The organism is Aquitalea palustris, assembly GCF_003693445.1.
Taxonomy (GTDB): domain Bacteria; phylum Pseudomonadota; class Gammaproteobacteria; order Burkholderiales; family Chromobacteriaceae; genus Aquitalea; species Aquitalea palustris.
In genome coordinates this window covers 1-19334 of the sequence record NZ_RFAR01000068.1, presented here as the reverse complement: position 1 = coordinate 19334, position 19334 = coordinate 1, and the positions used below count along the sequence as shown (strand labels likewise).

At 59.0% G+C, this 19334-nt stretch carries 18 protein-coding genes and 2 tRNA genes; 16 read left to right on the top strand and 4 right to left on the bottom strand.

Annotated features, from left to right (window positions below; translation table 11 throughout):
• Window positions 1-120 precede the first annotated feature (120 nt).
• The 6 genes from EAY64_RS15555 (at window position 121) to EAY64_RS15530 (ending at window position 7502) form a co-directional block, all read left to right on the top strand.
• Window positions 121-1002: an NUDIX hydrolase gene (locus EAY64_RS15555; protein ID WP_103525656.1), complete on the top strand. Its 882-nt coding sequence runs from the start codon at window positions 121-123 to the stop codon at window positions 1000-1002.
• Between the two features lie 111 nt (window positions 1003-1113).
• Window positions 1114-1305, top strand: coding sequence for a hypothetical protein (locus tag EAY64_RS15550; protein WP_103525655.1), 192 nt, complete (start codon window positions 1114-1116; stop codon window positions 1303-1305).
• Between the two features lie 347 nt (window positions 1306-1652).
• Window positions 1653-5291 carry an ATP-binding protein gene (locus tag EAY64_RS15545; RefSeq protein ID WP_103525654.1) on the top strand — a complete coding sequence of 1213 codons (3639 nt, stop codon included), beginning with the start codon at window positions 1653-1655 and terminating at the stop codon, window positions 5289-5291.
• A gap of 202 nt (window positions 5292-5493) precedes the next feature.
• Window positions 5494-5964 carry a bacterioferritin gene (gene bfr / locus EAY64_RS15540; protein ID WP_103525653.1) on the top strand — a complete coding sequence of 157 codons (471 nt, stop codon included), beginning with the start codon at window positions 5494-5496 and terminating at the stop codon, window positions 5962-5964.
• Window positions 5965-5973: 9 nt separating this feature from the next.
• Window positions 5974-6447 carry a bacterioferritin gene (gene bfr, locus EAY64_RS15535; protein ID WP_103525652.1) on the top strand — a complete coding sequence of 158 codons (474 nt, stop codon included), beginning with the start codon at window positions 5974-5976 and terminating at the stop codon, window positions 6445-6447.
• 302 nt (window positions 6448-6749) lie between these two features.
• On the top strand, window positions 6750-7502 hold the full coding sequence (locus EAY64_RS15530; RefSeq protein WP_103525651.1) for a DnaJ domain-containing protein: 753 nt from the start codon (window positions 6750-6752) through the stop codon (window positions 7500-7502).
• 234 nt (window positions 7503-7736) lie between these two features.
• On the opposite strand, the gene EAY64_RS15525 is transcribed toward EAY64_RS15530, so the two are convergent.
• Window positions 7737-7813, bottom strand: a tRNA-Arg gene (locus EAY64_RS15525).
• Between the two features lie 157 nt (window positions 7814-7970).
• On the opposite strand from EAY64_RS15525, the gene EAY64_RS15520 reads away from it, so the two are divergent.
• Complete coding sequence (locus EAY64_RS15520; protein ID WP_233179010.1) at window positions 7971-8687, top strand: c-type cytochrome; 717 nt, start codon at window positions 7971-7973, stop codon at window positions 8685-8687.
• A gap of 72 nt (window positions 8688-8759) precedes the next feature.
• On the opposite strand, the gene EAY64_RS15515 is transcribed toward EAY64_RS15520, so the two are convergent.
• Entirely contained in the window at window positions 8760-10775 is a 2016-nt protein-coding gene (locus tag EAY64_RS15515; RefSeq protein WP_103525649.1) for a UvrD-helicase domain-containing protein, read from the bottom strand.
• A 157-nt stretch (window positions 10776-10932) separates the two neighbouring features.
• On the opposite strand from EAY64_RS15515, the gene EAY64_RS15510 reads away from it, so the two are divergent.
• The gene (locus tag EAY64_RS15510) at window positions 10933-11754 is read left to right on the top strand and encodes a symmetrical bis(5'-nucleosyl)-tetraphosphatase (RefSeq protein WP_103525648.1); all 822 of its coding nucleotides are present in this window, start codon (window positions 10933-10935) and stop codon (window positions 11752-11754) included.
• On the opposite strand, the gene EAY64_RS15505 is transcribed toward EAY64_RS15510, so the two are convergent.
• The gene (locus tag EAY64_RS15505) at window positions 11681-12511 is read right to left on the bottom strand and encodes a lysophospholipid acyltransferase family protein (RefSeq protein WP_103525647.1); all 831 of its coding nucleotides are present in this window, start codon (window positions 12509-12511) and stop codon (window positions 11681-11683) included. The two genes, EAY64_RS15510 and EAY64_RS15505, sit on opposite strands and share 74 nt — an antisense overlap.
• Before the next feature lie 42 nt (window positions 12512-12553).
• A complete protein-coding gene (gene mutM / locus EAY64_RS15500; protein ID WP_103525646.1) occupies window positions 12554-13369 on the bottom strand; it encodes a bifunctional DNA-formamidopyrimidine glycosylase/DNA-(apurinic or apyrimidinic site) lyase in 816 nt (271 codons plus the stop codon).
• An 87-nt stretch (window positions 13370-13456) separates the two neighbouring features.
• On the opposite strand from mutM, the gene EAY64_RS15495 reads away from it, so the two are divergent.
• The 8 genes from EAY64_RS15495 to EAY64_RS15460 all read left to right on the top strand — a co-directional run.
• The gene (locus tag EAY64_RS15495; protein WP_226034181.1) at window positions 13457-15211 is read left to right on the top strand and encodes a tetratricopeptide repeat protein; all 1755 of its coding nucleotides are present in this window, start codon (window positions 13457-13459) and stop codon (window positions 15209-15211) included.
• Window positions 15208-15759 (top strand): lipoprotein insertase outer membrane protein LolB, encoded by a 552-nt coding sequence (gene lolB, locus EAY64_RS15490; RefSeq protein ID WP_103525644.1) that lies wholly within the window; start codon window positions 15208-15210, stop codon window positions 15757-15759. Before EAY64_RS15495 ends, lolB begins: the two co-directional genes overlap by 4 nt.
• 43 nt (window positions 15760-15802) lie before the next feature.
• Window positions 15803-16654, top strand: a complete 852-nt coding sequence (gene ispE, locus EAY64_RS15485; RefSeq protein ID WP_103525643.1) for a 4-(cytidine 5'-diphospho)-2-C-methyl-D-erythritol kinase — start codon at window positions 15803-15805, stop codon at window positions 16652-16654.
• Between the two features lie 8 nt (window positions 16655-16662).
• A tRNA-Gln gene (locus tag EAY64_RS15480) sits at window positions 16663-16737 on the top strand.
• 88 nt (window positions 16738-16825) lie between these two features.
• Entirely contained in the window at window positions 16826-17809 is a 984-nt protein-coding gene (locus EAY64_RS15475; RefSeq protein WP_045846690.1) for a ribose-phosphate pyrophosphokinase, read from the top strand.
• 60 nt (window positions 17810-17869) lie between these two features.
• Entirely contained in the window at window positions 17870-18430 is a 561-nt protein-coding gene (locus tag EAY64_RS15470) for a 50S ribosomal protein L25/general stress protein Ctc (RefSeq protein WP_103525642.1), read from the top strand.
• Between the two features lie 74 nt (window positions 18431-18504).
• On the top strand, window positions 18505-19089 hold the full coding sequence (pth, locus tag EAY64_RS15465) for an aminoacyl-tRNA hydrolase (protein WP_199105804.1): 585 nt from the start codon (window positions 18505-18507) through the stop codon (window positions 19087-19089).
• A 59-nt stretch (window positions 19090-19148) separates the two neighbouring features.
• On the top strand, window positions 19149-19334 hold a 186-nt coding region (locus EAY64_RS15460; protein ID WP_199734468.1), incomplete at its 3' end, for a GTPase.

The following is a 19334-nucleotide window of genomic DNA, read 5'->3' as shown; positions in this document are numbered from 1 at the left end:
GCAACACTTCCACATGGAATATTTGCTTTTCGCCCGCAAGACGCTGAAAAAATTGGGCAAAATCCTGCTTGCATCCTATGATGGCGCCTTCCCGCAATAGGCAATCTGTTCGGAGTCATCATGCAAGTGGATGGAGTTCTGGGGTATCTGGCCAAGATCACCCGTTTCGATCGCAGTGCATTCACCCCGCTCTTCATCGGTCCGCACCCGCTGGGCTGTGTCAACCAGGTTTGGCTGGAGCGTCTGCTGCTGAGTGAGGCAGCGCTGTTCCGCAGCCAGCCGGCTGGATTGGTCTGTATGGTGGAGGGCGATTACGCTGCCATCAGCAGCCAGTTGCAGGCCGCGGCGCGGCGCTGGCACGAGGCCGGCTGGCTCAATGGCTGGCGCAACGAAAACTTCACCGCCTTTCTCTCCGATGGCACGCCGCTGTTCGAACTGGAGCGTGCCGCCTTCCGTCCGTTGGGGCTGACCAGCCGTGCCGTGCATCTGAATGGCCTGACCCGCAGCCCGCAGGGCGAAGTACGCATGTGGGTGGGGCGGCGCAGCCCGGACAAGGCGGTGGACCCCAATCGCATGGACAATCTGATGGGTGGCGGCATTGCTGCCGGCGAATCCATCGAGCTGGCGCTGGAGCGCGAAGGCTGGGAAGAGGCCGGCATTCCGGCGGACCGACTGGAGCTGTTGCCGCAAACCGGCCTGCTGCTGGCCGAGCGCCCCGTCCAGCGTGGCCTGCATCGCGAATGGCTGCATGTCTACGATTTATGGCTGCAGCCCAAGGAGCTGCCCTGTAATCAGGATGGCGAAGTCGCCGAGCATGTCTGCCTGTCGCTGCGTGAAGTGGAAGAGCTGCTGGTGGCCGAACGTTTCATGATCGATGCCGCGCTAGTGGCGATCGACTGCTTGCTGCGCCTGGGCTACTGGCAGCAGCACAGTGCTGACATTGCCGCGGCCATGGCCGGGGTCTGTCACCCGCTGGATTTTGCCATTCATGCTGGCGTTTGACTGAGGCCCGGCGGCATTTCCGGATAATCTCTTTTTGAAGCGGGGCAGTTTCTGGCATCATGGTGCGAAAACCTATAAATATAGTGTCCAGCATCATGAGGAGAGAGGGAAATGTACCGCTTGCGCCTGATTTCGCGCGATTTCGGTGTCGATGACAGTGGCCCATGGCATTCGACACACGAGCAGGCGCGCAAGGCTGCCAAGCTGATGTATCTGCTTTACAAGGGCGAAGTCCGCGTAGAGATACATCGGGTGGTGGATTTGCGCAGCCGCAAAATGGAAAAAGTGGAAGAGCTGCAATAAGCAGCCATTGCAAGTTTTTTGCACTCCTCCCCCGATTGTCCCCGTCCTCCCCCGCTATTTTCCTGCACAGCCTGCTGTTATACGTGTCGGCAGACCATTGGGCGTGAAAAAAATTTTCAAAATTCAACTGCCTGAAAGGGCGACTTTTCCTATTTGGGAATCTTCACTAATACTGTTAAGACAATACTTGCTAGAAAAATACGGATTTCCACGTATCTTCGCGGGAAGGTCTAGCTAGTGACATGACGTGTTCAATCCTGCTTGTTGCCTGCCTGCCACATCATGGCAGTACCGGTGACAGACAGCAGATTGCATAGTCGTCTTCAATCCTTGGCAGTGGAAAAGTCATGCGCTCATTTTGGCTGTTGTTGATTGGGCTGTGCCTGCTGGCCAGTCCCATCGCCCCTGCGGCTGGGCTGCCTGCCGGTGGAGCGGTGGCCTTGCAGCTGCGGGCGCAAAACGTGTACAGCACGCAGACACTGGAACTGCCTGTTCGCGAGGCCGAATGGCTGCAGCACAAGAAACGCTTGCGGCTGGGCGTGGCCGATGACTTCCCCCCCCTTGATATCAGCAATGCCGGTGGCAGCTTCCAGGGGCTGAACGCCGATGTCTTCGGCTTTGTCGCAAGCCGGCTGGGTCTGCAAGCCGAGGTTTACCGTTACCCCAGCCCACAGCAGGCGCAGCAGGCGCTGCAGCGCGGTGATATCGACCTGCTCAGCAGCAGTGTGCCGCTCAGCCCTCAAGCGGCAGATCTGAGCTTGAGCCAGCCCTATCTGGAAAACCTGCCCATCCTGGTTGGCTATGGCGAACCCAATCCGCACAAGCTGCGTATTGGCATGCAGTCTCTTTACCATTCCCCCGCCTTGCTGCGCGAGCGCTACCCGGAAGCCGACGTGAGCAACTATCCCTCGGTGGCGGAGGGCTTGGCGGCGCTGGAGGCGCATCAAATCGATCTGTTCTTCGGCGATGCCACGGCCATCAATTATGTGGCTAACCAGAACCTCGTCGACGACCTGAAAGTCATCCAGCGTTTTGGCAAGGGCAATAGCCGCGCCTTTGCCATGCAGGCCAGCCAGCCGCTATTGCGCCAGGCGCTGGACCAGGCGCTGGGGCTGATCGGCGAACCGCAGCATCAGCAATTGATCCAGCGCTGGAGCGGTGGGGCGCTGCTGCTGCAGCCGCATGTTTTCCCCATCGATTTCACTGCCGAGGAAAAACAGTGGCTCAAGCAGCATCCGGTGCTCAAGGTGGCGGCCGGCCATAGCTTTGCCCCCGTTTCCTTTTTCGATGACCAGGGCGTGTGGCGGGGAGCCAGTGCCGAGCTGCTGGAGCTGATTGCACAGCGTATCGGGGTCAGGCTGGAAATCCGCAAGGCACATTCGCTGGAGAACATTCTCGAGATCATGCGCCGTGGCGAGGCCGATCTGACCACGCTGCCCATCCGCAATGTCGGCAGCGCCGATAATCTGCTGTTTTCCGAGCCGCTGACCCCGCTCTCCTACAATCTGGTGGTGCGGATGAATACCGATCCGCCACAGGGCGTGGCAGACATGCGCAACAAGGTGGTGGTGGTGAATCGCGGGCTGGTCAAGGCCATGCAATGGGAAAAAGTCTTCCCCGGTGCCATTTTCAAAGAGGTCAACAATCCGGTTTCTGCCTTCGATATGGTGGAAAACGGCAAGGCTGACATGGCGCTGGTAGCCACCATGAACAGTCGCTACTACCTGCCCTTGCTGTTCAATGGCAAATTGCGTGAGGCAAACATTACCGGTCTGCCCGGCAATGTGCTGTCGCTGGCGGTACCGAGCGATCATCGCATCCTGCTGTCGATTCTCAACAAGGCGCTGTTCAGTATTGGCCCGGAGAACCTCGACAATCTGTTCAATGAACGCTGGCGCACCAATGTAGGTGCCAGCAACCAGAGCTGGTATGACTACAGTCTGGGCCTGATCTATCTGGTGATCGCCGTGGCCAGCCTGCTGCTGCTGGTATCGCTGGCCTGGAACAGCCGCCTGCGCAAGCAGATTGCCAAGCGCCAGAGCGCAGAAAAGGCGCTGAGCGACCAGCTCAACTTCATGACTACGCTGATCGATGTCACGCCTTATCCGGTTTATGTGCTGGATCGCAAAGGCCAGCTGCTCAGTTGCAACGAACACTATCTGCAGGCGCTGACCCTGACCCGCGAAGAGGCCATGAGCCATCGCGACAATATCGGCGGCATCATCGACATCGATGACAAATCCCGCTCCACCCTGGCGCAGGATTACCAGCTGGCCATCGAATACGGCGTGCCCATCCAGCGCGACCGCGAAGTGATGCTCAATCGCCAGCATATTTCAGCCTTTCACTGGATACAGCCCTTCCGCGATACCGAGGGCGTGATTCGTGGCGTCATCTGTGGTTGGATAGACATCAGCGAACGCCGCCGGCTGATTGAGGAGTTACAGGCGGCCAAGGAGCAGGCGGACAAGGCCAGTCAGGCCAAAACCACCTTCCTCGCCACCATGAGCCATGAAATCCGCACACCGATGAGCGCGGTCATCGGCATGCTGGAACTGGCCTTGCGCCAGGCCGACCATGGCGTGGTGGATCAGCCCTCGCTGCAAGTGGCCTATGACTCGGCACAAGGGCTGCTGGGCCTGATCGGCGATATTCTCGACATCGTGCGTATCGAATCCGGCCATCTCAGCCTGAACCCGGAACCCTGTAATCTGCTGGAGCAGACGCGTTCAGTCATGCGCATTTTCGACGGACTGGCCAGGCAGAAGCAGCTGGGGCTGTTTCTGGATGTCGATCCAGCCACGCCGGCCCCCTGGCAAGTCATGCTTGATCCGCTGCGGTTCAAGCAGATTCTGTCCAATCTGCTGAGCAATGCCATCAAGTTCACCCTGCAGGGCAGCGTCACCGTACGCGTACGCCAGAGCGTGCTGCCCGACCAGCAGTTGCTGGTGCAGATACGGGTCACCGATACCGGCATCGGCATCTCGGCGGAAGACCAGCAGCGGCTGTTCCTGCCGTTCGGGCAGGCGGTGGCCTCGCAGCGCAATGTCCAGAGCGGCACCGGGCTGGGGCTGGTCATCAGCCGCACCCTGTGCGAAATGATGCAAGGCTCGCTCACCCTCAGTAGCCGTCCGCATGATGGCACCCGGCTGGATATCGAATTGCGCCTGCCCCTGTCCGGACAAGCCTATGTCGACGTGGAGCCTGCCGCGTCGGCCAGCCTGCAGGCCGGGCAATCGGACAAGCTCAGGCTGCGCATTCTGGTGGTGGACGACAATGTGGCAAACCGCCTGCTGCTATCGCAGCAACTGCGCTATCTGGGGCATCAGACCGATGTCGCCGCCCATGGCCGCGAAGGCCTCGTCATGTGGCAGCAGAAACGATTCGATGTGGTCTTTACCGACTGCAACATGCCGGAAATGAATGGCTACCAGCTGGCCCAGGCCATCCGCCAGCAAGAGGAGCAGGAACAGCTGGCCCCCGTCCTGCTGCTAGGCTTTACCGCTAACGCACTGCCGGACGAACGCGAGCGCTGCCGTGCCGCCGGCATGGATGACTGCCTGTTCAAACCCATCAGTCTGGCCGGATTGCGCAGCTGTCTGCAGCAGCACATGCACGGCCGCCTCAGTGAAGCCGATAACAGGCAGGACCCCGGCTACAGCCTGGACGAACTCTCCTTCATGGAGGCCGAACAATTGCTGCAATTGCTGGGGCATCTGCAACAGGGCCTGCAAGACGACATGGACTCGCTACGCGCCCTGGTCTTGCTGGGCAATGCCGCAGGCGTGGGACGGATAGCCCACCAGATCAAGGGTGCCGCCCGCATCATCAATGCCAGCCAGGTCATCGCCTGCTGCCAGGCGCTGGAGGAGTATTGCCGCCAGCATGAAGAAATCAGCGAGCAGCAAGAAGAAGTACAGGCACTGTATGCTGCCGTCCCCGATTTGCTGGCGGTGCTCAGCCAGGAAAAGGCGCAGCTGGCCTGAGCGGCCGAACAACATGGTGCATGTAGCGCAACAGCCGGCGGCTGCGCCTACGGCTGTTATTGGTAGTATTGATAAATATTGTCATTTAAACTGCAGGCAAGTCCCGTTTTCCCCGCTGCCGGCATCCCTGCTCATGGCTGGATGCCGGCACTGCCATGGCCCGTGCGGCCTGCCCGTTCAACTGCTGGAAGGACCTTTCCCCATGCAAGGCAAACAAAACATCATCGATCTGCTCAACACACTGCTGGCGGGAGAACTCACCGCCGTCGACCAATACCTGCTGCATGGCGAAATGTATGCCGACATGGGCCTGCACAAGCTGGCAGAAAAAGCCCTGCACGAATCGGCCCATGAGCGCGAACACGCCCAGGCCATCATCCAGCGCATCCTGTTTCTGGAAGGCAAGCCCGACCTGAGCAAGCGCGAAGCACTGCAAATTGGCAGCACCGTGCCGGAGATGCTCAAGTCCGACCTGGCCGTGGAATACAAGGTCACGCGCGAACTGAAAAAGGCGATTGCCCTGTGCGAGCAGGAAGCCGACTATGTCAGCCGTGAAATGCTGGTGGTGCAGCTGGACGACACGGAAATGGACCACGCCTACTTCCTGGAAAAGCAGCTGCGTCTGATCGAGCTGACCGGCCTGGCCAACTACCTGCAAAGCCAGATGGCATAAGGACACATCATGAAAGCCGACAAAACCGTTATCAAATTGCTCAACCAGCTGTTGCGCAACGAACTGACCGCCATCAACCAGTATTTCCTGCATGCCCGCATGTTCCGCAACTGGGGTCTGCAACGCCTCAACGACTACCAGTACAAGCAATCCATCCGGGTGATGAAGGAAGCCGACACCCTGATCGAGCGCATCCTGTTTCTGGAAGGCCTGCCCAATCTGCAAGATCTGGGCAAGCTGCACATTGGCGAAACGGTGGAAGAGTGCCTGCGCAGCGACCTGCGCTATGAAACCGAAGTACAGCGCCCGCAACTGGTAGCCGGCATTGCCCATTGCGAGCAGAAGCAGGATTTTGTCAGCCGCGAACTGCTGCAGGAACTGCTGGAACATTGCGAAGAAACCATAGACTGGCTGGAAACCCAGCTCAGCCTGATTCAGGATGTCAGCCTGGCCAATTATCTGCAAAGCCAGATCGGCAGCTAATCTCCCGGCGGCGGGGGCAAGCCCGCCGTGCAAGCACAGGCACCCGGCACTATGCGGGTGCTTTTTTTTGTCCGGACTTCCCCGTCGGGCATGTTTTTGCGACGGCACCCCGCTCCTCGGTCATTGCCTGCAGGCCGTTGTCAAAATGCTGGACGACAGCGAGATCAAGGCACTGGCAGCCTAAATGCCCGCCAGTCGCCACTGGTGTGCCGCGACGGGTCCAGCTGCTGATCCGCGTAGCCGCTTGCGATGCGGTTACAGCCAGGCAAACTGATGATATGCTTTTGAGATATCTCATTTGCATGAAAGATGCTTTCATGGAGCCAAAGCGCGATCTGTACCAGATACTTCATGTCAGCAAAGATGCTGACGTGGCCATGATTACCGCCGCTTACAAAATCAGGCAGGAACAACTGGAAAGCAAGCCGGATATCGAGTCCGTCAATGAGCTAAAGCTGGTCAACTGGGCTTATGTGACGCTGCGCGATTCTGTCACCCGGGCGCAGTACGACATGAAAATCCAGACCACCGCCACACAAGCCAGCCCGGCCATTACCTATTATCGGGACGCGTCTGAGCTTGCGCATTCAGGAGAGGGCAAGGGTAAATACACCCTGTTACTGCTGCTTGTCCTTGGCTTGGCGGCGGCCTACCTTTATTCAAATCACAGCAATACGGCAAAGCATTTGGTCAATGAAGACGCTGCCGTCAACGGCCTGGTCAACAACCAGAGCAAGGAAATTGACATTGCCAAGCAGGCCGAAGAAGAACAAGCGCGGGCCAATGCCGCTCGTGAGCAGGCGCTAAGACAAAATCAGGATACCCAGAAGCTGGCCGCACAACAGCGAGAGTTTGAAGCACAGAGCCGTCGCGATGCCATGGTGGAAATCATCCGCCAGAGTCAGCAGGCGCAGCAGGAGCAAATGAAAAAGGCGCAGGACAGGGTGATACAGTTCCAGGAGCAGCAGCAAGCCAATCGCAGCATTGCCTACTTTGCTTGTTATAACGCCGCACGCAATGCAGCACAGGAGGCGGCCTGCGCCAGAATGAGATAAGCACTATCGTTGGCAAAGGACCAGGCTGCCCGTACTGAGCGCTTGATACAACAGGGTTTGCAGCTTGCTGGAACAGTAGAGCGAGTGGAAATGCTGAAACCGATGAAAAATTTTCGCCAGAGTCAGGGTACTTCTTGGGAATAGGTACATGTTTAGGTACACAAACAGGTACACAAAGTGTGCTGGAAAAGCGAAACCCAGATTTGCATGCTGCATCTAAGTCACTGATATTATTGGCGCACCCGACAGGGATCGAACCTGTGACCTTCAGCTTCGGAAACTGACACTCTATCCAACTGAGCTACGGGTGCGCTGTGATCTTGCTATAAAGCAGGGCGGATCATAGCGCAAAGGGCATGTCCGAGTCCAGTGTATGGTTTTTGCCTTGCTTCGCGGCTTACCGTATAATCCCTTCCATCTTAATTGTCATTTTTTTCAGGCGAGGCTCGAATGAGTAATGAGAACGGAATGGCTCCCGGTCAGATCATCAAGGTCCTGATTGGCGTCGTTGTGGGTCTGGTAGTGGCGATCTGGTTGCTGGCGAAGCTGGCGACGGGTGGTTACAACGTTGATGCCGAGGTCATGACCAAGGAGGCTGTTGCCGCTCGCCTGAAGCCGGTTGGCGAATCGAAAGCCAGCGACGCCCCTCCGGGCATGCGTAATGGTGAGCAGGTATTCAAGGCGATCTGTATTTCCTGTCACGGCCAAGGGCTGGCCGGTTCGCCCAAGTTTGGTGATGCTGCTGCCTGGGGCCCGCGTATTGCCAAGGGCTGGGATACGCTCACCCAACATGCGCTGCAAGGCTTTAATGCCATGCCGGCCAAGGGTGGCGCTGCTGACCTGACCGACGACGAAGTGAAGCGCGCCGTTGCCTATATGGGCAATGCTGGTGGTGCCAAGTTTACCGAACCGCCGGTTGGTGGTGCAGGTGCTCCGGCCGATCCGGCCGTGGTGGGCAAGAAGATTTATGAAACCGTCTGCACCAACTGTCACGCTGCTGGCGTGGCTGGTGCACCGAAGTTTGGCGACAAGGCTGCCTGGGCTGAACGCACCAAGGTGGGTCTGGATGAAGTGCAGAAGATTGCTACCAAGGGCCTGAACGCCATGCCGCCCAAGGGTGGTTTTGCTGGCAGCGATGCGGAATTCCGCGCCGCCATCGAATACATGGTGAATAACGCCAAGTAAGCAGAAGTCTCTGCCAATGAAAAACGCGCTGCTTGCAGCGCGTTTTTTTATGCCTGGCTAGCTGGCTGACGATCAGCTTTCAGCCGGCTTGGTTTTTTCGGCCAGCATGGCCGTCAGGCTGGCCAGCTTGGACTTGCCTTCGCTCTTGCTGACGATAGGTTCGGCGCCGGGGCGGCCAAAGTGACGCAGATCGCCGCCATCGATCTCGGCAATAAAGCGCGATGGCTCGACAAACTGCCATTCGCCGGCGCGGCGGCGCTTCACGCAATAGGTGAGGGTGAGCATGCGCTGGGCACGGGTAATGCCCACATACATCAGCCGCCGTTCTTCCTCCACCATGCCGTTATCCACCGATTCGCTGTGCGGCAGAATGCCTTCCTCGGTGCCCACCAGGAAAACATAGGGGTATTCCAGGCCCTTGGAGGCATGCAGGGTGGACATCTTGATGGCGTCGACCTCGCCCTCGTCGCGGCCTTCCAGCATGGTGATGAGGGCAATGGTCTGCGATAGCTCGATCAGGTTCTTGCCGTCGGCCTCTCCCTTGCGTGCCAGCCAGGCGACCAGTTCCAGCACGTTTTTCCACTTGGTTTCGGCAATACGCGGGCTGTCTTCGCTGTCGTACAGCCAGGCTTCGTAGTTGATGGCCTTGACCAGTTCCATGGCCAGTTCGCCAGCCGGCTCGCGGGTAGCACGGTATTGCAGGCGATTGATGAAGTCGCAGAACTGGCTGAGCGGCTCCAGCTGCGCGGTTTGTACCTGTACGCGAAAGCCGGGCTCGAAGGCGCTGGCAAACAGGCTCTTGCTGCACTGGCCGGCCCAGCCGCCCAGTTTCTCCAGCGTGCCGGTGCCTACGCCGCGCTTGGGGGTGGTGACGGCGCGGATAAAGGCCGGGTCGTCGTCCGGATTGGTGATCAGGCGCAGGTAGGACAGCACATCCTTGATTTCCGGCTTGTCGAAAAAGCTCTGACCACCGGCCATCTGGTAGGGGATGCGCTGGTTGCGCAGGGCTTGTTCGAAAATGCGCGCCTGATAATTGCCCCGGTACAGGATGGCGTAGTCCTTGAATTCGGTGCGGTATTCAAATTTATGTGCCAGCAGCCGTTGCACCACGATTTCCGCTTCGTGCTCTTCGTCCTTGCATTGCACCACATGAATCGGTTCGCCCAGGCCCAATTCGCTCCACAGCTGCTTTTCAAACAGCTTGGGATTGTTGGAAATGACTGAGTTGGCGGCGCGCAGAATCCGGGCAGTGGAGCGGTAATTCTGTTCCAGCTTGATGATTTTCAGTTGCGGGAAATCCTGCTGCAGCAGGCGCAGATTTTCCATATTGGCGCCGCGCCAGGCGTAGATGGACTGGTCGTCGTCCCCCACCGCGGTGAACTGCCCGCGCACCCCGGCCAGCAGTTTTACCATCAGGTACTGGCAGGTATTGGTGTCCTGGTATTCGTCGATCAGCAGATAGCGCAATTTGCCCTGCCATTTGAGCAGGACGTCCGGGTGAGTCTTGAACAGCTGCACCGGCAGGCGGATGAGGTCGTCAAAATCCACGGCCTGGTAGGCGGTCAGCGTGTCCTGGTAGGCCAGATAGGTACGGGCGCAGATGCTTTCCCATTCGCCCTGGGCTTCCAGCAGCATCTGGTCCGGCCCCTTCAGATCGTTTTTCCATAGCGAAATCTGGCTTTGCACCTTGCGCACTTCGTCCTTGTGCGTGGTTTTCAGGATGTCGGCGATGATCTTGCCGGCATCGAAGGCATCCAGAATGGAAAACTGCGGTTTGTAGCCGAGATGCGGCGCTTCCTGACGCAGGATCTGCATGCCCAGCGAGTGGAAGGTGGACACGGTAATGCCGCGGATTTCCTGCGCAGAGAGCAGCTTGCCCACCCGTTCCAGCATTTCGCGGGCCGCCTTGTTGGTAAAGGTGATGGCGGCGATATGCCGTGCCGGGATATTCCCGTGGCGGATCAGGTGGGTGATCTTGTAGGTAATGACGCGGGTTTTGCCGGAGCCGGCTCCGGCCAGCACCAGCAAGGGGCCGTCAAGGTGATGAATGGCTTCGCGCTGCGGCGGATTGAGCTGAGGTGCGGACATGGGTGGAGTTCCGGCGGTGAGGCTGGCCGGGCGAAAGCCAGGGCGGCTGTCGGGCGGCGTAGCATCGTGGTAACCAAGGCCGTGCATTGTAGCATGGGGTATCATGAGACTATCCGCGGTCGGCCCGGTGCGACCTGCCGCATTGTCAGAGGTGAAGATGGCGACATACGCAATTGGCGATATCCAGGGCTGTTTCGGCCCCTTTCAGCAACTGCTGCGACAAATCGAATTCAATCCCGGCAAGGATACGCTGTGGCTGACCGGTGACCTGGTCAACCGTGGCCCGGAGTCCTTGCAGGTGCTGCGCTGGGTATTCCAGCAGCAAGACCGGGTGCAGATCGTGCTGGGTAATCACGACCTGCATTTGCTGGCGGTGTCCGAAGGCTTTGGCAAGCTGCACCGCAGTGATACGGTGGATGACATCCTGAATGCAGCGGACGGCAAGGTCTTGCTGGACTGGCTGCGCTGCCAGCCACTGATGATTGCCGAGCAAGGCTATGCCATGGTGCATGCCGGCCTGCTGCCGGAGTGGAGCATAGACAAGGCATTGCGGCTGGCTGAAGAGGTGGAGGACGGCTTGTCCGGCCCTTACTATCGCGACTTCCTGTCACGGCTGTATGGCAACAAGCCCACGCGCTGGGCTGACGACCTGAAAGGTGCCGAGCGCCTGCGCGTCATCGTCAATGCCATGACACGCATGCGTTTCATCACCCGGGAAGGGGAAATTGATCTGGCTTACAAGGGCGAGCTGGACGGGGCCCCGGCTAACCTGATCCCCTGGTTCGAGGCCAAGGGCCGGCGCAGCAGCCACACGCCCATCATTTGTGGCCACTGGTCGGCACTGGGCCTGCACGTGACCGAAGACATCCTGTCCATCGACAGCGGTTGTCTGTGGGGCGGCAGCCTTACTGCACTTCGGCTTGAGGATCGACAGACGTTTTCGCTGCAGTGTCCGGCTTATCGGGAAGTGGCAGCTTGAGGCCCAGGCTGACTTCACGGAACGCCCGCTCCGACAGGGCGAAACGGGTGGTCAGCTCACCTTCGCCCGCCTTCAGTGGCTGGCCGTAAGTCAGCGCGACTTCCATGGCCGGCTGCGCCAGTATCCGCTTGATGCTTTGCCAGAAGGTGGTGTCACCGGCGTAGGCCGGCGCAGTGGTCAGGCTGCCATCGGGCAGCTGGTAGCGCATGGAAACCGGCTGCACGGTACTGCGCGAGGGCAGGGCGGCTTCGAACAGCGAGGCCTTGAACGGCAGGATGCCGGTACCTTCCGAGGTGGTGGCTTCCGGAAACACCGCCATGCAACTGCCCTTGCCCAGCGCATCGGCCAGCAGCTGGTTGACGCGGCTGGCGTCGCGGCGATTGCTGCGGTCGATAAACAGCGTACCGCCAGCATTCACCACCCAGCCGATCAACGGCCAGGAGCGGATTTCGCGCTTGGCCACAAAGCGCGACACCGTGCAGCTACTCAGAACGAAAATATCCAGCCAGGACACATGGTTGGCCACCAGCAGGGTGTTGGGCGGATAAAAGCCCGGATTCACACCCTCCACCCGCACCGAGATGCCGAGAATCTTCAGCAGATGACCCGACCAGCGACGCGTGACTACGGCGCGCTCTGCCTGGGCCAGGCGCGGATAGCGGGTGGCGACGATGAAAATGCCCAGGGCAATGTGACAGACCAGGCGCAGCAAACGGCTGGCGCGGGTGAGGTAAGACGTAGTAGCGGTAGACTTCAAGGTGCGCGGCGCTTCATGTGCGGGGTTGAATGATCAGCCACTCTAGCATGGCTGACACAGCGGGCAATAGTAGGAACTCCTTTGGCCTTGCCGTATCTGACGAATCGGGCTGCTGCAGATGCGACAGGCTTGTTCCTGCCGGTCGTAGACATAGTAGTCCTGCTGGAAGTAGCCGGACTTGCCCTCGGTGTTGACGAAATCGCGCAGTGTGCTGCCGCCGGCCTCGATCGCCAGCGCCAGTACCCGCTTGATTTCCGTCGCCAGTGCCTGGCATTCCGCCCGGCTCAGCGTGCTGGCCGCGCGGGTGGGGTTGATGCCGGCATGGAATAGCGATTCGTTGGCGTAGATATTGCCCACGCCAACCACTACATGGTTATCCATGATGACCAGCTTGATGGCGGCGCTGCGTTTGCTGATGGCCGCATGCAGCACATCGCCGTTGAAGTCGTCGGTCAGCGGTTCCGGCCCCAGTGCCTGTAGCAGTGGATGAAACTCCAGCGGCCCCACATGCCACAGCATGGCGCCAAAGCGGCGCGGATCGCGGTAGCGCAGCACATGGCTGCCCAGCTTCAGGTCGATATGATCATGTTTCTGCGCCGGGGTGGTGGCCGGAACATAGCGCAGGCTGCCGGACATGCCCAGATGGATCAGCAGGGAACCGCTATCGAAATGGATGATCAGGTACTTGGCACGACGCGTGACTGCGCGTACTGTCAGACCGGAAAGAATGGCATCCAGTTGTGGCGGCACCGGCCAGCGCAGGCGGCCATCACGCACGATGGCACCTTGCAGCGTGGCACCGTCCAGATAGGGTGCCACACCACGACGGGTCGTTTCGACTTCAGGCAATTCAGGCATGCTGCTTTTGCTTTCAGGACAAGATTGACTAGATCAAATAACCGAGCGTGCTATTCTACGCGTTCAACCGGCACAGACTCCATGCGAATGAAACCGCTGAATCGACCTATTTCCTTGTTGCTGGTGCTGCTGTTGTCAGCCTGCACCACCTTGAAATCCCCCTTGCACTCCAGTGCGCCGGCCCAAAGCAATGCGGAAGCGGCTGACGACGACGCCACCACCAGCGCCGAGGACAATGCCAATTTGCCCAGGCAGGAACTGACACCGCAAATCGTCTATGGCGTACTGGCTAGCGAAATCGCCGCCCAGCGCGGTGCGGCCGGCTCGTCAGCGGTGACCTATCTTGATCTGGCACGCCAGACCAAAGACCCGCGGCTGGCCCAGCGCGCTGCCGAGTTCGCCCTGTTTTCCGGGCAATTGAAAGAAGCATCCGACTCGCTCGCCTTATGGATGGAGCTGGACCCCAGTTCGCAAATCCCGCGCGAGCAGCTATTCATCACCATGTTGCGTTCCGGCAAGCTGGCCGAAAGCGAGCCGCTGGTAGAAGACCTGCTCAAGCGCGAGCCGCAGCGCGCTCCCGACATCTTCGTGCAGCTGGCGCGGTTGACGGCTCGTCAGTCCGACAAGCAGGCGGCATCGGCCATGGTGAATCGTCTGGCCAGTCGCTATCCGGACCTGCCGGAAGCCCGCTTCGCTGTCATCGCCGTGGCGGCCGAGATCAATGACGATGCCACTATCCAGCGCGAATTCGACCGGCTGGCGCAGATCGCCCCAAAATGGGACCTGCCCGTGGCCTGGCAGACTGACAGGCTGCGCCGCATCAAGCTGGAACAGGCCATCGACTTCTTGCAGCACGAGTTGCAGCGCCGGCCTGATGCCGGGCTGGAATTGCGCACGGCCTATCCGCGCCTGCTGGTGGGCGCCAAGCGCTTTGCCGAAGCACGCAGCGCATTTGAAGCCCTGCTCAAGCAAAACCCGGACAATCCCGAGCTGCTCTACGCCACCGGCCTGCTGGCCTATCAATTGCGCGATCTTGACGCAGCCGACCAGCGCCTGACTGCCGCCCTGCAGCAGAAGCACCCGGAAACCGACTTCATCCGCTTCACCCTGGGTCAGGTTGCCGAAGACCGCCAGGACAAGAGCGCGGCCTATCGCTGGTATCAAAGCGTGGGCCAGGGGCCGCAATACCTGCCAGCACAAGGCCGACTGGCCGCACTGGATGCCGCCGATGGCAAGCTGGACCAGGCGCTGCAGCGACTGGCACCGCTGGGTGAGGGCGAGCAGGAAAAAGTGCAGGTCGCCATGCAGCAAGCCGAAATGGCGCGCAATGCCAAGCGCTACGATCTGTCCTACCGCATTCTGACTCAGGCCTTGGAAAGCTGGCCACGCTCGCCCGAGCTGCTATACGACCGGGCACTGGTCGCCGACCAGCTGGGCAATTTGGGCGATGCCGAACGCGATCTCAAAGCCCTGCTCAAGGAAAAGCCGGACGATCCACAGGCGCTCAACGCCCTGGGCTATACCCTGGCCAACCGCAGCAACCGCCACCAGGAAGCTCTCGCTTATATCGAGAAGGCACTCAAGGCCGACCCGGACAATCCAATGATCCTGGACAGCATGGGTTGGGTGCTGTTCAAGCTGGGGCGCAGCGAAGCCGCACTGAAATATCTGGAACGCTCCTACGCCGCCATGCAGGACAGCGAAGTCGCCGCCCACATGGGCGAGGTGATGTGGAAGCTGGGGCGCAAGCAGGAAGCGCTGGGCGTGTGGAACCGTGCGTTGGCGCGCGATCCGGGCAATGAAGCGCTGCAGGACGTTCTCAAGCGTTTCCGTCTGCCATGAAATGCCCGCTCATCGTGGTCGTGCTGGCTGGCAGCTTGCTGCTGGCCGGCTGTGCCACGGAAACAGTATTCCGTCCGGCCGGCACTGTCAGTCCCGCCGCGCAGGACCGGCCCTTTACGGTAAGTGGCCGCATTTCCATCAATATGGATGGCAAAGGTTCGGTCGGCCAGTTTGACTGGGCGCACCAGCCGCAAGCCGACCTGCTATCGGTCAACAGCCCGCTGGGCAGCACGGTGGCGCAATTGCGGCGCGATGCCACAGGCGTCACCTTGCTGGCCGATGGCAAAAGCTGGCAGGCCGCCAATGTCGAAGACCTGACCCACGACGTGCTGGGCTGGACGCTGCCGCTGGGCAATCTGGTGTGGTGGATACGTGGCCTGCCGGCACCGGATGCGCCCTATCAGTTTGCCAGCGATGGCAGCCTCGACCAGCAGGGCTGGACCATACGCTTCGTCAGTGATGCCGACGCCCCCGGCCTCTATCCCAAACGGGTGGAAATGCAGCGCGACAAACTCACCTTGCGTTTGTTGCCGCAAAACTGGCGCTAAGCGCTTATTGTCTTTTCCGCTTAATTCCCGGATGAATTCCCGCATGTCCCCACAATTTCACAGTTACCCCGCTCCGGCCAAACTCAACCTGCTGCTGCACATCGTCGGCAAACGCGCCGATGGCTATCATCTGCTGGAAACGGTATTCCGCTTCATCGACTACAGCGACACGGTGGAGCTGGCTGTGCGCGACGACGGCCAGATTGTCTTGCTCAACCCGATTGATGGCGTGCCCCCGGAGCAGGACCTGACGGTACGGGCAGCCCGTTTATTGCAGCAGGCCAGCGGCTGCAGCCTGGGCGCCACCATCCGTTTGACCAAGCGCATCCCCATGGGCGGTGGTTTGGGTGGCGGCAGTTCTGATGCCGCCACGGTTTTATTGGCGCTGAACCGGCTGTGGCAAACAAATTTTTCACGTGAAAAATTAATGGAGCTGGGTTTGTCGCTGGGAGCGGACCTTCCGGTGTTCATTTTTGGCAAAAATGCGCTGGCAACCGGAATTGGCGAAAAACTGAATGAAATCAAGCTGAAACCCGCGTGGTACGTGGTCATTCACCCCGGTGTTCATGTGCCGACCGCAAAAATCTTTCAGAATTTTGCTGGAAGGGTGTTGACAGAGGAAGGCACCATCAGCATAATGCGAATCCTCGAAACAACGCAGCAACGACGAAACGAGCTGCAGCAAGTTGTTTCAGAGATGTACCCAGCGGTGAATGAAGTACTGAGCGAGTTGAAAAAATATGGTTCGCCGCTGATGACTGGTTCAGGAGCATGTGTGTTTCTGGAGTGCCAGTCAGAGGAAGAAGCCGATAAAGTTTATCAGGCAATGTCCGTAAAATATAAGGGATTTGTTGCAAAAGGGCTGAATAGCCACCCCTTGCTGGACATTGAATGAAAGTTTATTGGGGAGTCGCCAAGTGGTAAGGCACCGGATTTTGATTCCGGCATTCGTAGGTTCGATCCCTACCTCCCCAGCCAAGACTTTCTCTCAATAGAGAGAGCATGAAAAAAGCGTGTAAGAATCCCTTACACGCTTTTTCTTTATCCTGCTAAGGCAAATGGAATCATGGCGTCATACGACAGTTTGATGGTATTTACCGGGACCGCTAACCCGGAACTCGCTCAAAACGTGGTCAAGCATCTGGATATCTCCCTCGGCCGCGCCGATGTCGGCAAGTTCAGCGATGGCGAAGTCGCCGTTGAACTGCTGGAGAATGTCCGTGGTCGCGACGTGTTTATCCTGCAGTCCACCTGTGCTCCCACCAATGACAATCTGATGGAAATCCTGACCATGGCCGATGCGCTCAAGCGTGCTTCTGCCGGCCGGATTACCGCAGCCATTCCTTATTTTGGCTACGCCCGTCAGGACCGTCGCCCGCGCTCGGCGCGTGTACCGATCTCCGCCAAGCTGGTCGCCAACATGCTGACCAGCGCCGGTATCGACCGTGTACTCACCGTCGATCTGCATGCGGACCAGATCCAGGGTTTCTTTGATATTCCGGTGGACAACGTTTACGCCACGCCGGTATTGCTCAAGGACATCCGTTCCCAGCGCATTGACGATCTGATCGTGGTCAGCCCGGACGTGGGTGGTGTGGTACGTGCCCGTGCCATGGCCAAGGCCCTGAACACCGACCTCGCCATCATCGACAAGCGTCGTCCCAAGGCCAATGTGGCCGAGGTGATGAACATCATCGGTGATGTATCCGGCCGTACCTGTCTGATCGTGGATGACATGATCGACACCGCCAACACCCTGTGCAAGGCCGCTTCTGCTCTGAAAGAGCGCGGTGCCCAGCGCGTGCTGGCTTACGCTACCCATGCGATTTTCTCCGGCCAGGCCGTGGATCGCATCAAGAATTCCGACATCGACATGGTCGTTGTCACCGACACCATTCCGTTGACTGCACAGGCCCTGGCCTGCCCGAACATCCGGGTTGCCAGCATCGCCGGCCTGCTGGCCGAGACGCTGCGTCGCATCAACAACGAGGAATCGGTGTCCTACCTCTTCAATGAGGAACTGGTTTCGTCGGGCGCTTGCCTGCCGTAACATCAGGCCCGCTGGTCGCGGCGGGGCTGGTGCCTTTAACTTGAAATACTGGAGCTTTACATGGCTTATGAATTGATCGCCGCCAAGCGCGAAGAGATGGGTACTGGTGCGAGCCGCCGCCTGCGTCACGCTGGCAAACTGCCGGCCGTGGTATACGGCAATGGTGCTGCTGAGTCCATCGTTCTGGACCACAACACCGTATTCTACGCACTGAAGGAAGAAGCATTCCACTCTGCGATTCTGGATCTGGTTATCGACGGCCAGAAGCAAGCTGTCATCCTGCGTGACTTCCAGAACCACCCGTACAAACAGCAAGTGATGCACATTGATTTCCAACGTGTTGACCTGAGCCAAAAAGTACACGTAAAGATTCAACTGCACTTCGTTAACGCCGACCAGTCGGAAGCCGTTAAGCTGCAAGGCGCCAAGATCAGCCACATCATCAATGAAGTGGAAGTTCGCGCACTGCCGGGCGACCTGCCGAAGTTCATCGAAGTTGACCTGTCTGCCATCAAGGTAGGCGAAGCTGTACACCTGTCCGACCTGAAACTGCCGGCCGGTGTTGAAATCGCCGCCCTGGTTCGTGGCGAAGACGCAGCCATTGCTCTGGCCAACGCCTAAGCATTAGTGCTTGTTTGACAAGGGCTCGTTGTGAGGCTACCCGCCCGCAGCGAGCCTTTTTATTGGAATTCTCGATCATGTCTGCCATTCGCATGATTGTCGGTCTGGGCAATCCCGGCCCGGATTACGAAAAGACCCGCCACAACGCCGGCTTCTGGCTGCTGGACGAGCTGTGCTGGAAATACAAGGGCAACTGGCGTACCGAGGGCAAGTTCCACGGTGATATTGCCCGCGTCCAGATCGAAGGCCAGGATATCTGGCTGCTCAAGCCGCTGACCTTCATGAATCTGTCCGGTCAGGCCGTGCTGGCGCTGGCGCATTTTTACAAGATTCTGCCCGATGAAATCCTGGTCGTGCATGACGAACTGGATCTGCCACCGGGCACGGCACGCCTCAAGCAGGGCGGCGGCCATGGCGGCCATAATGGCTTGAAAGACATCGCCGCGCGGCTGAGTTCGCCGGCGTTCTGGCGCTTGCGTCTGGGCATCGGCCATCCGGGCGACCGTAATGAAGTGGCCAATTTCGTGCTGAAAAAGCCGCGTGCCGAAGAGCAGGGCGCCATTGATGACGCTGTGCTCAAGTCATTGAATTATCTGCCGCTGGCCATTGCCGGCAATATGGCGATGGCCATGAAAGAGCTGCATACTGCAGCCAAGTAATGAACCGGGCCGGCGCAAACGGCCCGCCTGATTGTGAATCGATTGCAAGGAATGCTGACATGAGTCTGAAGTGCGGTATTGTTGGCCTGCCCAATGTTGGCAAGTCCACCCTGTTTAATGCGCTGACCAAGGCCGGCATCGAAGCCGCCAACTATCCCTTCTGCACCATCGAGCCGAACGTTGGCATCGTGGAAGTGCCGGACCCGCGTCTGGCCGAACTGGCCAAGATCATCAACCCGCAAAAA

Excerpts from the sequence above, each read along its gene's own strand:
- EAY64_RS15520 (WP_233179010.1), top strand. The coding sequence starts at position 7,971 with ATGGCTCCCGGTCAGATCATCAAGGTCCTGATTGGCGTCGTTGTGGGT.
- EAY64_RS15475 (WP_045846690.1), top strand. The coding sequence starts at position 16,826 with ATGGCGTCATACGACAGTTTGATGGTATTTACCGGGACCGCTAACCCG.
- mutM (WP_103525646.1), bottom strand. The coding sequence starts at position 13,369 with ATGCCTGAATTGCCTGAAGTCGAAACGACCCGTCGTGGTGTGGCACCC.
- EAY64_RS15530 (WP_103525651.1), top strand. The coding sequence starts at position 6,750 with ATGAAAGATGCTTTCATGGAGCCAAAGCGCGATCTGTACCAGATACTT.
- EAY64_RS15495 (WP_226034181.1), top strand. The coding sequence starts at position 13,457 with ATGAAACCGCTGAATCGACCTATTTCCTTGTTGCTGGTGCTGCTGTTG.
- EAY64_RS15470 (WP_103525642.1), top strand. The coding sequence starts at position 17,870 with ATGGCTTATGAATTGATCGCCGCCAAGCGCGAAGAGATGGGTACTGGT.
- EAY64_RS15550 (WP_103525655.1), top strand. The coding sequence starts at position 1,114 with ATGTACCGCTTGCGCCTGATTTCGCGCGATTTCGGTGTCGATGACAGT.
- EAY64_RS15510 (WP_103525648.1), top strand. The coding sequence starts at position 10,933 with ATGGCGACATACGCAATTGGCGATATCCAGGGCTGTTTCGGCCCCTTT.
- ispE (WP_103525643.1), top strand. The coding sequence starts at position 15,803 with ATGTCCCCACAATTTCACAGTTACCCCGCTCCGGCCAAACTCAACCTG.
- bfr (WP_103525652.1), top strand. The coding sequence starts at position 5,974 with ATGAAAGCCGACAAAACCGTTATCAAATTGCTCAACCAGCTGTTGCGC.
- EAY64_RS15555 (WP_103525656.1), top strand. The coding sequence starts at position 121 with ATGCAAGTGGATGGAGTTCTGGGGTATCTGGCCAAGATCACCCGTTTC.
- lolB (WP_103525644.1), top strand. The coding sequence starts at position 15,208 with ATGAAATGCCCGCTCATCGTGGTCGTGCTGGCTGGCAGCTTGCTGCTG.
- bfr (WP_103525653.1), top strand. The coding sequence starts at position 5,494 with ATGCAAGGCAAACAAAACATCATCGATCTGCTCAACACACTGCTGGCG.
- EAY64_RS15515 (WP_103525649.1), bottom strand. The coding sequence starts at position 10,775 with ATGTCCGCACCTCAGCTCAATCCGCCGCAGCGCGAAGCCATTCATCAC.
- EAY64_RS15545 (WP_103525654.1), top strand. The coding sequence starts at position 1,653 with ATGCGCTCATTTTGGCTGTTGTTGATTGGGCTGTGCCTGCTGGCCAGT.